The sequence below is a fragment of the Pseudomonas sp. Leaf434 genome, from assembly GCF_001425545.1.
GTDB lineage: Bacteria > Pseudomonadota > Gammaproteobacteria > Pseudomonadales > Pseudomonadaceae > Aquipseudomonas > Aquipseudomonas siliginis.
The window spans coordinates 128,956-142,588 of record NZ_LMQZ01000001.1 but is presented as its reverse complement, the minus strand read 5'-3'; the positions used below and the strand labels follow the sequence as shown (position 1 = coordinate 142,588).

General features: G+C 60.4%; 11 protein-coding genes. 2 read left to right on the top strand and 9 right to left on the bottom strand.

The genetic code is table 11. The annotated features are described in order from the left end of the window. Window positions 1-32: 32 nt before the first annotated feature. The 4 genes from garD to kdgD form a co-directional block, all read right to left on the bottom strand. A complete protein-coding gene (gene garD, locus ASG55_RS00580) occupies window positions 33-1,586 on the bottom strand; it encodes a galactarate dehydratase (protein ID WP_016771706.1) in 1,554 nt (517 codons plus the stop codon). Between the two features lie 11 nt (window positions 1,587-1,597). Beyond that, entirely contained in the window at window positions 1,598-2,959 is a 1,362-nt protein-coding gene (locus ASG55_RS00575) for an MFS transporter (protein WP_041477964.1), read from the bottom strand. 165 nt (window positions 2,960-3,124) lie between these two features. After that, on the bottom strand, window positions 3,125-4,570 hold the full coding sequence (locus ASG55_RS00570) for an aldehyde dehydrogenase family protein (RefSeq protein WP_056782921.1): 1,446 nt from the start codon (window positions 4,568-4,570) through the stop codon (window positions 3,125-3,127). Window positions 4,571-4,641: 71 nt separating this feature from the next. Further along, window positions 4,642-5,553 carry a 5-dehydro-4-deoxyglucarate dehydratase gene (gene kdgD, locus ASG55_RS00565; protein ID WP_016771708.1) on the bottom strand — a complete coding sequence of 304 codons (912 nt, stop codon included), beginning with the start codon at window positions 5,551-5,553 and terminating at the stop codon, window positions 4,642-4,644. 298 nt (window positions 5,554-5,851) lie between these two features. On the opposite strand from kdgD, the gene ASG55_RS00560 reads away from it, so the two are divergent. Next, complete coding sequence (locus tag ASG55_RS00560; protein WP_056782919.1) at window positions 5,852-6,232, top strand: hypothetical protein; 381 nt, start codon at window positions 5,852-5,854, stop codon at window positions 6,230-6,232. Between the two features lie 3 nt (window positions 6,233-6,235). On the opposite strand, the gene ASG55_RS00555 is transcribed toward ASG55_RS00560, so the two are convergent. From ASG55_RS00555 to ASG55_RS00540, 4 genes are all read right to left on the bottom strand, one after another. Then, entirely contained in the window at window positions 6,236-6,985 is a 750-nt protein-coding gene (locus ASG55_RS00555) for a FadR/GntR family transcriptional regulator (RefSeq protein WP_177327011.1), read from the bottom strand. A 186-nt stretch (window positions 6,986-7,171) separates the two neighbouring features. Next, window positions 7,172-8,899 (bottom strand): ABC transporter ATP-binding protein/permease, encoded by a 1,728-nt coding sequence (locus ASG55_RS00550; protein ID WP_056782917.1) that lies wholly within the window; start codon window positions 8,897-8,899, stop codon window positions 7,172-7,174. Between the two features lie 96 nt (window positions 8,900-8,995). Further along, window positions 8,996-9,556 carry a response regulator transcription factor gene (locus ASG55_RS00545; RefSeq protein ID WP_003221630.1) on the bottom strand — a complete coding sequence of 187 codons (561 nt, stop codon included), beginning with the start codon at window positions 9,554-9,556 and terminating at the stop codon, window positions 8,996-8,998. Continuing rightward, window positions 9,549-10,811: an ATP-binding protein gene (locus tag ASG55_RS00540; protein ID WP_016771713.1), complete on the bottom strand. Its 1,263-nt coding sequence runs from the start codon at window positions 10,809-10,811 to the stop codon at window positions 9,549-9,551. Before ASG55_RS00540 ends, ASG55_RS00545 begins: the two co-directional genes overlap by 8 nt. A gap of 410 nt (window positions 10,812-11,221) precedes the next feature. Between ASG55_RS00540 and ASG55_RS00535 the strand changes: the two genes are divergently transcribed. Further along, complete coding sequence (locus ASG55_RS00535; RefSeq protein ID WP_016771714.1) at window positions 11,222-11,938, top strand: SIMPL domain-containing protein; 717 nt, start codon at window positions 11,222-11,224, stop codon at window positions 11,936-11,938. Between the two features lie 168 nt (window positions 11,939-12,106). Here the strand turns inward: ASG55_RS00535 and ASG55_RS00530 are convergent, their stop codons facing one another. Beyond that, entirely contained in the window at window positions 12,107-12,469 is a 363-nt protein-coding gene (locus ASG55_RS00530; RefSeq protein WP_056782915.1) for a DUF6124 family protein, read from the bottom strand. Window positions 12,470-13,633: the final 1,164 nt, after the last annotated feature.

Below are 13,633 nucleotides of genomic sequence, written 5' to 3'. Positions count from 1 at the left end.
GGGTGAGGGGCTTTTGATCTTCCATGAAACGATCAGGTAATCGGCGCCGGGTTGAACAAGGTGATGTCGTTGTGCAGCTTGTGTTTCTCCGCCCAGGTCTGTTGCTTGCCACTGGCAACGTCCAGGTAATAGTGAAACAACTCCCAGCCCAGTTCTTCGATGGTCGCGCGCCCGGTGGCAATGCGTCCGGCATCAATGTCGATCAGGTCCGGCCAGCGCTGCGCCAGTTCAGTCCGCGTCGAAACCTTGACCACCGGCGCCATGGCCAGCCCGTAAGGCGTGCCGCGACCGGTGGTGAACACGTGCAGGTTCATCCCTGCTGCCAGTTGCAACGTACCGCAGACAAAATCGCTGGCCGGCGTCGCGCAGAAAATCAGGCCCTTGTGCTTGAAACGCTCGCCCGGGCCGAGCACGCCATTGATCGCGCTGCTGCCGGACTTGACGATCGAGCCCAGGGACTTCTCGACAATGTTCGACAACCCGCCCTTCTTGTTGCCCGGCGTGGTGTTGGCGCTGCGATCGGCCTCGCCCTTGGCCAGGTAACGGTCGTACCAGTCCATCTCGCGTACCAGCTCTTCGGCGACGGTCTGCGTCTGCGCCCGTGAGGTCAGCAGGTAGATCGCATCGCGCACTTCGGTGACTTCGGAAAACATCACCGTCGCCCCCGCACGCAATAGCAAGTCCGAGGCATAACCCAGCGCCGGGTTGGCGGTGATGCCGGAAAACGCATCGCTGCCGCCGCACTGCATACCGAGAATCAGCTCGGAGGCCGGCACGGTTTCGCGGCGGCGCTGGTCGAGTTTCTTCAAGCGCACTTCAGCCAGTTCCATGATCTGCTCAATCATTTCGGTGAAGCCGTGACTCGAATCCTGCAAGCGGTACAACCACGGATCGCTGAGATCCACCGAGGCATCGTCCTCGTGCATCACCTGCCCGGCCTGCAATTTCTCGCAGCCCAGACCGATCACCAGCGCCTCGCCGCCCAGGTTCGGGTTGCGCGCCAGATTGCGCACGGTACGAATCGGGATGTAGGCGTCGGTCGCGGTAATCGCCACACCGCAGCCATAACTGTGGGTCAGTGCCACCACGTCATCGACGTGCGGGTACTTCGGCAGCAGCTCTTCCTTGATGCGCTTGACCGCATGATCGAGCACGCCGGTGACGCACTGCACGGTGGTGGTGATGCCGAGAATGTTGCGCGTGCCGACGGTGCCGTCGGCGTTGCGATAACCCTCGAACGTGAAGCCTTCCAGCGGTGCCTGCGCATCCGGCACATCGGTGGACAGCGGCAAGCTGTCCAGCGGCGGCGCGGTCGGCATGCGCAGTTGATCTTCCTTGACCCAACTGCCGCGACGGATCGGCTGCAAGGCGTAGCCGATAATCTGCCCGTAACGAATCACCGGGCCGCCCTCAGGAATATCCTCCAGAGTGACCTTGTGGCTCTGCGGTACGAAATCCAAGGTGACCAGGCCATCGGCAAACTCGGTACCGGCCGGTACGCCCTGATCGTTGACCACCACTACAACGTTGTCCCGCTCGTGCAGGCGGATGTAGCGCGGCGAGTCGGAATGTTCAATCAACTGCATGACGCCGCTCCTCAGGAATGCGCTTGAGACAAATTGCCGGTGGCTTCATTGCCGCCCTTGGCTGGCGGCTCTTTCAAGACCACACGCTTGATCGGGCCGACGATTACCAGATAGCTGAACACCGCGACCAGTGCGTTGGCACCGACAAACACCAGCGCCCACTTGAACGAGCCGGTGGAGCTGATGATGTAGCCGATGACGATCGGCGTGGTGATCGAAGCGATGTTGCCGAAGGTGTTGAACAAGCCACCGCTCAGACCGGCGATCTGTTTCGGCGAAGTGTCGGAAACCACCGCCCAGCCCAGTGCGCCAACGCCTTTGCCGAAGAATGCCAGAGCCATGAAGCCCACCACCATCCATTCCACGTCAACATAGTTGCACGCGACGATGCTGCTCGACACCAGCAGGCCGGCGATGATCGGCGCCTTGCGGGCGAAGGTCAGCGAATGGCCCTTGCGCAGCAGGTAGTCGGAAATCACCCCGCCGAGCACGCCGCCGATAAAGCCGCAAATGGCCGGCAACGAAGCGATGAAACCGGCCTTGAGAATGGTCATGCCACGCTCTTGCACCAGATACACCGGGAACCAGGTCAGGAAGAAGTAGGTGATGCCGTTGATGCAGTACTGGCCCAGATACACGCCGAGCATCATGCGGTTGGTCAGCAACTGACGGATGTAATCCCACTTCGGACCGTCGGACTTCTTGCCCTTCTGATCCATGTCGACCATGCCGCCGTTGTCAGCGATATGCTTGAACTCGGCCTCGTTGACGCGTGGGTGTTCGCGCGGGCTGTAGATGACTTTCAGCCACACCAGCGAGAACACGATACCGAGGATACCCATGACGATGAACACGTGCTCCCAGCCGAAGCTGTAGACGATCCAGCCCATCAACGGCGCGAACAGCACGGTGGCAAAGTATTGCGCCGAGTTGAAGATCGCCGAAGCGGTGCCGCGTTCAGCGGTCGGGAACCACGCCGCCACGATGCGTGCGTTGCCGGGGAACGATGGCGCTTCGGCCAGGCCCACGAGGAAACGCAGCATGAACAGCGCAACCACTGCCGTGGACATGCCGAATTCTCCGACAAAGCCTTGCAGCACGGTGAACAGCGACCAGGTGAAAATGCTCAGGGCATAGACTTTTTTCGAGCCGAAACGATCGAGCAGCCAGCCACCGGGAATTTGCCCGGCGACGTAGGCCCAACCGAATGCGGAGAAGATGTAGCCGAGGGTGACGGCGTCAATGCCAAGGTCCTTTTGCAGGCTGGAGCCGGCAATGGCGATCGTGGCACGGTCGGCGTAGTTGATCGTGGTCACCAGAAACAGCATGAGCAGGATCAAATAGCGGACGTGAGTCGGCTTGGAGGATTGCATGCAGATGTACTCCCACTGATTATTTTTATGCGGGGTGAAGCTTCTTTGGTCTTGCATTTATTGCCTGTAGGAGCTGCCGAAGGCTGCGATCTTTTGATCTTGATCTTGAAAAAAAAGATCAAAAGATCGCAGCCTTCGGCAGCTCCTACAGGGGTATTGCGTGTATCAGGAGCCTACATAGGCGGTTTTCACCACGGTGTAGAACTCTTGTGCATAGCGGCCCTGCTCACGGGAGCCGTAGGACGAGCCTTTACGCCCGCCGAACGGTACGTGGTAATCCACACCGGCGGTCGGCAGGTTGACCATCACCATCCCGGCCTGTGAGTGGCGCTTGAAGTGGTTGGCGTACTTCAGCGAGGTGGTGGCGATGCCGGCCGACAAGCCGAATTCGGTGTCGTTGGCCATTGCCAGCGCAGCTTCGTAATCGGCCACACGGACAATGTTGGCCACCGGGCCGAAGATCTCTTCGCGGCTGATGCGCATCGACGCTTCGCTGTCGGCGAACAGGGTTGGCGCGAGGAAGTAGCCCTCGGTGTCGCAAGTCACCACACCGCCGCCGCTGACCAGACGTGCACCTTCGGACTGGCCGATGTCGATGTACTTCATGTCCTGTTCCAGCTGCGCCTGGGAGACCACCGGACCGATGTCGGTGCCGGCCTTCAGCGCGTGGCCGACCTTGATCGACTTCATGCGCTCGGCCATCGCTTCAACGAACTTGTCGTGAATGCCGGCGGTGACGATCAGACGGCTCGACGCTGTGCAGCGCTGGCCGGTGGAGTAGAACGCGCTCTGCACCGACAGCTCGACCGCTTGCTTGAGGTCGGCGTCGTCGAGAATGATCTGCGGGTTCTTGCCGCCCATTTCCAGCTGCACCTTGGCCTGGCGCGAAACGCAGTTGACGGCGATCTGGCGGCCAACGCCCACCGAACCGGTGAAGCTGATGCCGTCGACTTTCGGGCTGTTGACCAACGCCTCGCCAACCACGCGACCGCTGCCCATTACCAGGTTGAACACACCGGCCGGGAAGCCCGCGCGGGAAATGATTTCGGCCAGCGCCCAGGCGCAGCCCGGCACCAGATCGGCAGGCTTGAGTACGACGCAGTTGCCATAGGCCAGGGCCGGAGCAATTTTCCACGCCGGGATGGCAATCGGGAAGTTCCACGGGGTGATCAGACCGACCACGCCCAGCGCTTCGCGGGTGACTTCGACGTTGACGCCCGGGCGTACCGACGGCACGTAGTCACCGGACAGACGCAGGCATTCACCGGCGAAGAACTTGAAAATGTTGCCGGCGCGGGTCACTTCACCGATCGCCTCCGGCAGGGTCTTGCCTTCTTCACGGGCCAGCAGCATGCCGAGCTCTTCGCGACGGGCGAGGATCTCGCTGCCGACTTTATCCAGCGAATCGTGACGAGCCTGGATGCCCGACGTGGAGTACGCCGGGAACGCAGCGCGAGCAGCGTCGATGGCGGCGTTGACCTGGGTCAGGTCAGCCTTGGCGTAATCGCCGATGGTGTCGCTGAGTTCTGACGGGTTGATGTTGGCCGAGTAATCGGCACCGGCGACCCATTCGCCATTGATGTAGTTGTCGTAGCGTTTTGCAGTTGTCACAGGGCAGCCCTCAACTCTAAAAGCCTTCACGCAAAAAGCCGCTGATTGCTCAGCGGCCTCGCTTTTCTCGCTTATTGCGCGCCTTGCTTGTCGATCAGCGCGGCGAGCATTTCGTACTCTTCGCCGGTCAGGTCGGTCAGCGGCGCACGCACCGGACCTGCGTCATAGCCGGCGATTTTTGCACCTGCCTTGACGATACTCACGGCGTAACCGGCCTTGCGGTTGCGGATGTCCAGGTACGGCAGGAAGAAGTCGTCGATGATCTTGCCGACGGTGGCGTGATCTTCGCGAGCGATCGCGTGGTAGAAGTCCATCGCGGTTTTCGGGATGAAGTTGAACACCGCCGAGGAGTACACCGGCACGCCCAAAGCCTTGTAGGCAGCGGCGTAGACTTCAGCGGTCGGCAGACCACCCAGGTAGCTGAAGCGATCACCGAGGCGGCGACGGATCGACACCATCAACTCGATATCGCCCAAGCCATCCTTGTAGCCGATCAGGTTCGGGCAGCGCTCGGCCAGACGTTCCAGCAGCGGCGCGTTGAGGCGGCAAACGTTGCGGTTGTAGACGACCACGCCGATCTTCACCGATTTGCACACGGCTTCAACGTGGGCGGCAACACCGTCCTGGCTCGCTTCGGTCAGGTAGTGCGGCAGCAGCAGCAGACCTTTGGCGCCCAGACGCTCGGCCTCCTGAGCGTATTCGATGGCCTGGCGGGTCGAACCACCAACGCCGGCGAGGATTGGCACGCTGGTTGCGCAGGTGTCGACGGCAGTCTTGATGATTTCCGAGTATTCGCTGGCGGCCAGGGAGAAGAACTCACCGGTGCCACCGGCGGCGAACAGAGCCGAAGCGCCATACGGAGCCAGCCATTCCAGGCGTTTGATGTAGCCCGCGCGGTTGAAATCGCCCTGCGCGTTGAAATCGGTCACCGGGAAAGACAGCAGGCCGGCAGAGAGGATGGACTTCAGTTCTTGTGGATTCATTATTCGAACACCCTGGTAGCAACGTTTTATTGTGAGTGGACCGTTCAGCCTTAGCCGAAGTTGTAGGTCATCGTACAACTTAAAAAATAACCGTCAACTGCATTTCATCGTTGGCAGGGCTTTTTTGTCGGACAAGATTGGCTTTTGCACTTTATGAAATGGCTACAAGGCTCGTGCTTGACGCTTTCGAAGGCTGAAATATCCGGTCTGGATTCGTTTAATTCTGTAGCGACCTGCGGCTCGTAAAGTACGTCGACTGCCACGAAGGATCGTGGCGGACCACTCAAAGGAAGCCGCTATGTCGATGCATTTTGCCGCCCCCACCCTCACCCACGTCGCCCCAGCGCAAGACGATTGCGTGACGCTTCAGCTCTCGCAATTGCCGGACATCCTCACCGTGCAGGTCCCGGATTCCAGCGATTTCGCAGCAAACTGGAGCGTCTACGCGGTCCTCGGCAGCGATGCCGAGGAACCTGAATGGGAAGGTGATGAGGTGGACACTGGCGCCTGGGACGACGCCGAGGATGAAATGGAAAAGCTGCTCGACATCGAGGTGCAGCTGCCGAAAGAGGCATTGCAACCTTACCTGAACCGTGAGGTGGAGCTGCGCTACAAATTTCGTGACGAGTCGAGCATGGAGCCGTATTCGCTGCCGCTGCGAATGCGCATAGAGGCGTAAGACTCAGCTTCGCTGCGCCTGCGCCTCTTCATGGGCCTGGCGCAGTCTTTCACGGCTATTGGTCAGGTGCAGACGCATCGCCGCACGCGCGGCATCGGAGTCCTGACGGGCAATCGCGTCGTAGATTTCCTCGTGCTCGCGGCTCAGGCGGCTCATGTAGTGCTGTTGATCATCGTGGGCCAGCCGCGCCGAGTTCAGCCGCGTACGTGGAATGATGCTGGTGCCCAGGTGCGTCATGATGTCGGTGAAGTAGCGGTTGCCGGTGGACAGGGCAATTTCCAGGTGGAAAGCGAAGTCCGACGACACCGCATCGCTGGCATGGGAGGCGCTTTCGTTCAAGGCGTCGAGGGCGGCGCGCATGGTTGCCAGTTGCTCGGGACTGCGGCGTTGCGCGGCTAGGCCGGCGGACTCGACTTCGAGGCTGATGCGCAATTCGAGAATCGCCAGCACGTCACGCAGGGTGACAACGGTGGCCGGATCAATGCGGAAACCGCTCGGGCTCGGCGTATCGAGAACAAAGGTGCCGATGCCATGGCGGGTTTCTACCTGGCCGGCGGCCTGCAGACGGGAAATTGCCTCGCGGACCACGGTGCGGCTGACGCCATGGGCTTCCATGATCGCCGACTCGGTGGGCAACTTGTCGCCACGCTTGAGCAGGCCATCGCGGATCTGCTCGCTCAACACCGTCACCAATTCCTGGGCGAGGCTGCGGCGCTTGCGGGGGAGGCGCGGGGTGTCGATCAGCTTTTCCATGGTCTGCATCTTGTCTCGAAAGTTCGGCTTGGCGCCATCATAGCTCAAGCGGGTTGTACGATCACCGGGCAGATCACATTGCCCCACTGTGGGAGCGAGCCTGCTCGCGAAAGCGGTGGTTCAGACGACAGATTCGTCGACCGATATGACCCCTTCGCGAGCAGGCTCGCTCCCACAGGTGGGTGTTCAGACAGTTATGGCCTGTTCGACCAGACGACCGCTGTCGATCCGCACGTGCCGTGGATGGAATCGTTTCAAACTGCTTCGGTGACCGACGCTGACAATGCTCAGCCCCGGAATCTCATCGATCAACGCCTGATACAAGGTCGCCTCGTCCTCTTCATCCATCGCCGATGTAGCCTCGTCCATGTACAGCCATTGCGGTGCGTAGAGAAGCGCGCGGGCGAAGGCCAGGCGTTGCTGCTCACCCGGCGAGAGCATGCGTTGCCAGTGATTGGCTTCATCCAGCCGCCCGACCAGGTGTGGCAGACGGCAGGTTTCCAGCACCTGAGCATAACGTTCTGGCGCGTAGGTATCGCCCGGTTGTGGATAACTCAACGCTTCACGCAATGTGCCGATCGGCAGATAAGGCTTCTGCGGCAGGAACAGATAACGCGCCGCCGGCAAACGAATATTGCCGTGCCCCGCCGGCCACAAATGCCCCATCGCTCGCAGCAGTGTCGACTTGCCGCTGCCGGACCGCCCGCTGAGCATAACGCGCTCACCCGGTTCAACGGTCATGTCGGCGTCGGTCAGCAGGTGACGACCATCGGCCAGATCGAGGCCGAGGTTGTGCACCTGCAACTCACTGCCCTGGTTCTGCACGTCGATGGCCGGGGTGCGCTGTTCGTTGTCGCTCATGGCCTGACGGAAACTCAGCAAACGATCACAGGTGGCGCGCCACGCGGCGAGATCCGAGTAGGCGGTGATGAACCAGCTGAAATTCTCCTGCACGTTGCCGAACGCCGAGTTGATTTGCATCAGCTCGCCCAGTTCGATCTTGCCGGACAGATAGCGCGGTGCGGCGACGACAAACGGGAAAATGATTGCGATCTGCCCGTAGCCGGAGGTGAAGAACGTCAGGCGCTTGGACACGCGCATGATGTCCCAGAAATTGTGCCAGACCAGTCCGAAGCGATTGCTCAAGCGGCGGTTTTCATTCGGTTCGCCGTTGTACAAGGCGATGCTTTCCGCATTCTCACGCACGCGCACCATGGAAAAACGCAGGTCTGCTTCGAAGCGTTGTTGCTTGTTGTTCAGACCGATCAGACGGCGACCGATCAAATGCGTCAGCCAACTGCCGACCGCCGCGTACAACAGTGCGCACCAGAACATGTAGCCGGGAATCTCGATGCCGAACACTTCGATACTGCCCGACACGCCCCACAAAATGATCGAGAACGACACCAGACTGACAATCGTGCGCAGCAGCCCGAGGCCCAGGCTCAGGGTGTTGGCGGTGTAAGTGTTGAGGTCTTCGGAAATCCGCTGGTCGGGGTTATCGGTATAACCGCCCTGCTCCAGCTGGTAGTAATTCTTGTGGTCCAGCCAGCGCTTGAAGTGCTTTTCGGTCAGCCACGCCCGCCAGCGGATCGTCAGCATCTGCGTCAGATACAACCGATACACCGCGCCGAGAATCGCCACGGTCGCGATGCCGCAGAAATACAGAATCAACTGCCAGAACGCGGCTTCATCCTTTCTCTGCAAAGCGTTGTAGAAATCCTTGTACCAACTGTTGATCCACACCGAAATCGCCACGCTGAACAGCGTCAGCGCAATTACGGCAATCAGCAACGTCCAGGCCTTGCCCTTCTCTTCGCTGCGCCAGTAAGGCGTGGTCATCGCCCAGACTTTGCGAAAAAACTGCCCGCGCACAGCATCGTTGACCGCGGAATATTCAGCGTTCTGATTCATGGATAAGGCTCGATAGTAAAAAGAACGGACACGCGCCGATCATAGATGATCGGCGCGATTCATCGCGAGGGCTGGCGATAGTCGTTCAGCGCAGGTTCAGCGACGCACCGGGCGCTTCTGCAGTTTGCGCTGCAGGGTGCGGCGGTGCATGCCCAGCGCGCGGGCCGTGGCGGAAATATTGCCTTCGTGCTCGGTGAGCACGCGCTGGATGTGCTCCCATTGCAGACGATCGACCGACATCGGGTTTTCCGGCACCAGACTGTCGAGATCGGCGTGCTCAGACAGCAGCGCGGCCAGCACGTCGTCGGCATCGGCGGGTTTGCACAGGTAGTTGCAGGCGCCACGCTTGATCGCCTCGACTGCCGTGGCAATGCTCGAATAACCGGTGAGGATCACCACGCGCATTTCCGGATCGAGTTCCAGCAGCTTGGGCAGCAGGACCAGACCGGAGTCGCCGTCCATTTTCAGGTCCAGCGCAGCGTAATCAGGCAGATCGGCCTGGGCGATGGTCAGGCCTTCTTCAGCGGAACCGGCAGTGCTGACGCGAAAGCCACGACGGGCCATGGCGCGGGCCATGACGCGGGTGAAGGTCGCGTCGTCGTCGACCAGCAGCAGATGCGGCAGTTCTTCGCCTTCGACTTGGATTTCGTCACTCATGTTGGTCTCCTCGGGCGCCGTGGGGCAGGCGCAGCTCGGTGAGCGTGCCGCCTTCCTCATGACTATAGAGTTTCACTGAGCCGCCGGCGCGTGTCACGCTGGCCTTGCTCAAAAACAGGCCCAGGCCGAAACCTTTGCCCTTGGTGGTAAAAAACGGCTTGCCGATCTGCTCGGCGATGGCCAGCGGCACACCGGCGCCGTGGTCGCGAATGCTGATCGTCAAAGTCTCTGCGTCCCAGTCGAGGGTCACCTGGAGATTTTCCGGGCAGGCGTCGGCTGCATTGTTGAGCAGATTCAGCAATGCCTGGGTCAGATCCGGCGGCGGCGCCATGCGCGGCACCGCCCCCTGACCGAGACGCTGGAAGCGATAACTGGCTTCCGGGCGCATCAGGTGCCAGCGGTTCAGCGCTTCGTCGAGCCAGTCGGTAACGTCCTGCATCTCCACCGCCAGACGCCGATTGGCCTCGGCGGCACGGACCAGTTGCTGCAAGGTTTCCTTGCACAGCTTGACCTGATCCTGCAGCACTTTCAGATCGTCCTGCAGCAGTGCATCGGGGTGATCCTGCTGCATTTCCTTGAGCAACACGCTCATGGTCGCCAGCGGTGTGCCCAATTCATGCGCCGCACCGGCGGCCTGGGTCGCAACGGCGAGCAGCTGCTGATCACGCAGCCCTTCCTCCCGGCGGATCGCGCGCAATTCTTCCTGCCGGCGCAGCTCTTCAGCCATACGCGCGGCGAAGAACGTGATGACCGCAGCAGCCAGGGCAAAGCTCAGCCACATGCCGTAGATCTGCAGATTCTCACGGGCGACCGGCAGGGTTTCCAGCGGATAGAAACGCGTCAGCATCAGCGTGTACAGCGCCAGCGCGATACCGGACAGAATCACCGAATAACGCCACGGCAAGGTCACCGCCGCGATGGTCAGCGGCACCAGATAATAGGAAACGAAGGGGTTGGTCGAACCGCCGGAGAAATACAGCAGCGCACTGTGAATCACCAGATCGCAGGCCAGTTGCAGCGCGTATTCGAGCTCGGTCACCGGCCACGATGTGCGCAGGCGCACGGCAGTGAACACGCAGAGCAGAATCGAACAGCCGAGGGTCATCGCCAATTGCACCCACGGCAACGGCAGCAATTGCAGCCAGTAGGCCAGACCCACGGACCCGGCCTGCGCGGCGAGCACAAGTGTGCGGATGAAAGTCAGCCGCCAGAGGTTCTGGCGAGTGGCGGAAGTCAGTTGTACGGGGGCGAGCATGAGCTCTCCTGATGAGCGCTCCAGGCGGATCGCACGGAGTATAACCAAGGCGCGGGGTTCAGAGGCGAAAGTGCGGCAAACGACCACATGGCGACGATGGAGAATTCATCTGAGTTGAAGAAGATTCCGAGGGCTATTGGAGATCAATTGTGGCGAGGGGATTTATCCCCGCTGGGTGGCGGAGCCGCCCCAAATCATGCGACCTCATTTAACCAGACATACCGCATCAGCCGGATTTGCGCCTGCTGCGCAGCCGATCGGGGATAAATCCCCTCGCCACAGAAGCACTCCCCACTGCGCGCAGGTATCTGTATAGAAGTTGTAACTGGGCGAACCGGATCATAGAAGTTAGAGTCTGATGGTTCACGCAGGCCGCGACCCATCACCTGCGCCTCATTCAAGGAGCCTTCATGCACACATTTCGCCGCAGCGCCGCCCTCCTCGCCCTGACCGTCGGCAGCGTCGCCAGCCTCCCGGCGCTGGCCGCCGATGAGCTGCACTACAACCAGATTTCCCTGCGCGCCGAAGTCAGCCAGGAAGTGGCCCGCGACCAGATGATCGTGACGCTCTACACCGAAGAGCAGAACACCGACCCGGCCAAACTCGCCGCCGCCATCAGCACCACCATGAACAAGGCCACCGCCCAGGCCAAGCAAGTCAAAGACATCACCCTGCGTACGGGCAGCCGCAACAGCTACCCGATCTACGACACCAAAGGCCAGAAAATCACCGGCTGGCGCGAACGCGCCGAACTGCGCCTGGAAAGCACCGACTTCGCCGCCCTGTCCAAACTCACCGGCGAGCTGCTGACCGACCTGAAAATGGGGGGCATGGACTTCGCCATCGCCGACCCGACCCGCAAGGCCAGCGAAGACCAGTTGCTCAAAGAAGCCGTCACCGCCTTCAAGACCCGCGCCCAACTGGCCACCGACGCCCTGGGCGGCAAAGGCTACAAAATCGTCAACCTGAACCTCAACAGCAACGGTTACCCACAACCGTACCTGCGCGCGCCGATGATGATGAAAGCCGCGGCCATGGATTCCGCCCCGGTGACCCCGGAAGTAGAAGCCGGCACCAGCCAGGTCAGCATGACCGCTGATGGCTCGATTGAAGTGTTGATGCAGTGATTTGAGCTTGGCTGAATGAAGGACCGGCAATCAGTAAATGGTTGCCGGTTTTTTTGTGTCCGGGTTTTGTAGTGAATGATCCACCGCTTCGCGAGCAGGCTCGCTCCCACAGGTTGAACGCATTTGAATGTGGGAGCGAGCCTGCTCGCGAAGAACGATGACGCGATCTCAAGCGTGCGGATCAACCCGATCCAGCGCCCGATTCACCGCCAGCTCCGCCAGCATGATGATCTGCTGAATCGCCAGCGCCGTATTGCGCTGCGGACGACCGAGCTGATCGGCGAAATCGCTGGCCAGCGTATTGGCTGAAGCAAGGGACTCACAGGCGTGAGCCAGCAGGCTTTCGGTGTCGATGTCGGGCTGGACCAGAAACATCGTGCTGGGTGGATGGGGTTTGCCGGGTGGCGGGCAGAGATAGAAATCGAGGGCACGCTTGATGGCTTCGCGGTTCTTCGCGAGATCGTCGGCACGCAGCGCGGCTTCGAGGGGGGTTGAGGTTTCTTCGGGTGGGTCGGGGACTGGTTTGCTCATGCGCTTCACCTATGAGGTTGAGCCATCTCGATGCCGTTTCTCACACGACGAAGAGGTGGCAGCTTTGTGCGGGGTGAGAAAACCGGTCATAGGCACCCGGCCGGACATAAGCCCGCCCGCACAGAGCCGCCATAACGCACTTGCAGGCAGCAAACTTGCTGGCGGCAATTATGCGGATCTGGGCACTGAATGACTATGAATGTCGGGTTCTCACACCCGATCGCTGAACAACCAGCGACGACCCAAGCCTAGAGAGCGCACGTCCGACGGACAACCTGAAAACCTTGTGGGAAGGTTCTGGCTGTTTCGCAGCGGATTTAAACAGCAAAAAAGCAAACCCTCACCCTAACCCTCTCCCAGAGGGAGAGGGGACTGACCGAGGTGTTTGGGGGAGATACGCCAACGTGAAACTCCGAGTTGAACTCAGGATTTGAAAAACACACAAATCAGCCCCTTCTCCTCGGGGAGAGGGCTGGGGTGCGGGGCAAATCCACAACAAAAATAACGCCGAACACCCGCTTTTCACCACTCAATAGGCCGAGTGTCAGCTCGCCTGCTCTTGATCTTGATCCACCGGCGACGTCGGAAGGCTGAGTGGAGGGATTGATCCGGGTGTGGGAGCGCAGCGACCGTTCGACGAAGTCGAACACAGCGGAAGGAGGTGCAGCGAAGCAAACCGGAGCCGCTGCGCCCGGATCAGTCCCGGAGCGAAGGGACCCCGAGCCCCAGCGAGTGGGCCGAACGTAGGAGCTAGCGTTTTTTGCTTACTTTTTTAGGCGCTTGTAAAAAAGTAAGTCGCCGTAAGGGCGAAACCGCCAGCCGCCACACCGCAAAAAACGGATATTCACCCAAACCAACCAACACCCTGGTCGGCCCAAAGGCCGCCAAGGTGCCACCAATCGAAACACCCAGTTGCACCAAGTAAAACTCCCCAATCCCTGCCCCAATCCACCCCACCAAAGCCCACCGCGAAAACCCCTCAACCCCGCCCATCCCCAAGGGTATAAATAAGTAACACCAAGCCCCACCCAAGCGCACCCGACACCTCCAGCGCACCATTTCAGTGCCCCGAATGCACCGCAAAAACCACCCGCAAACGGTCAAATGCGTCAAAAGTTATACGGATGCGACATTAAGGTACGTTCGTGCCACCGTTTAACGCCG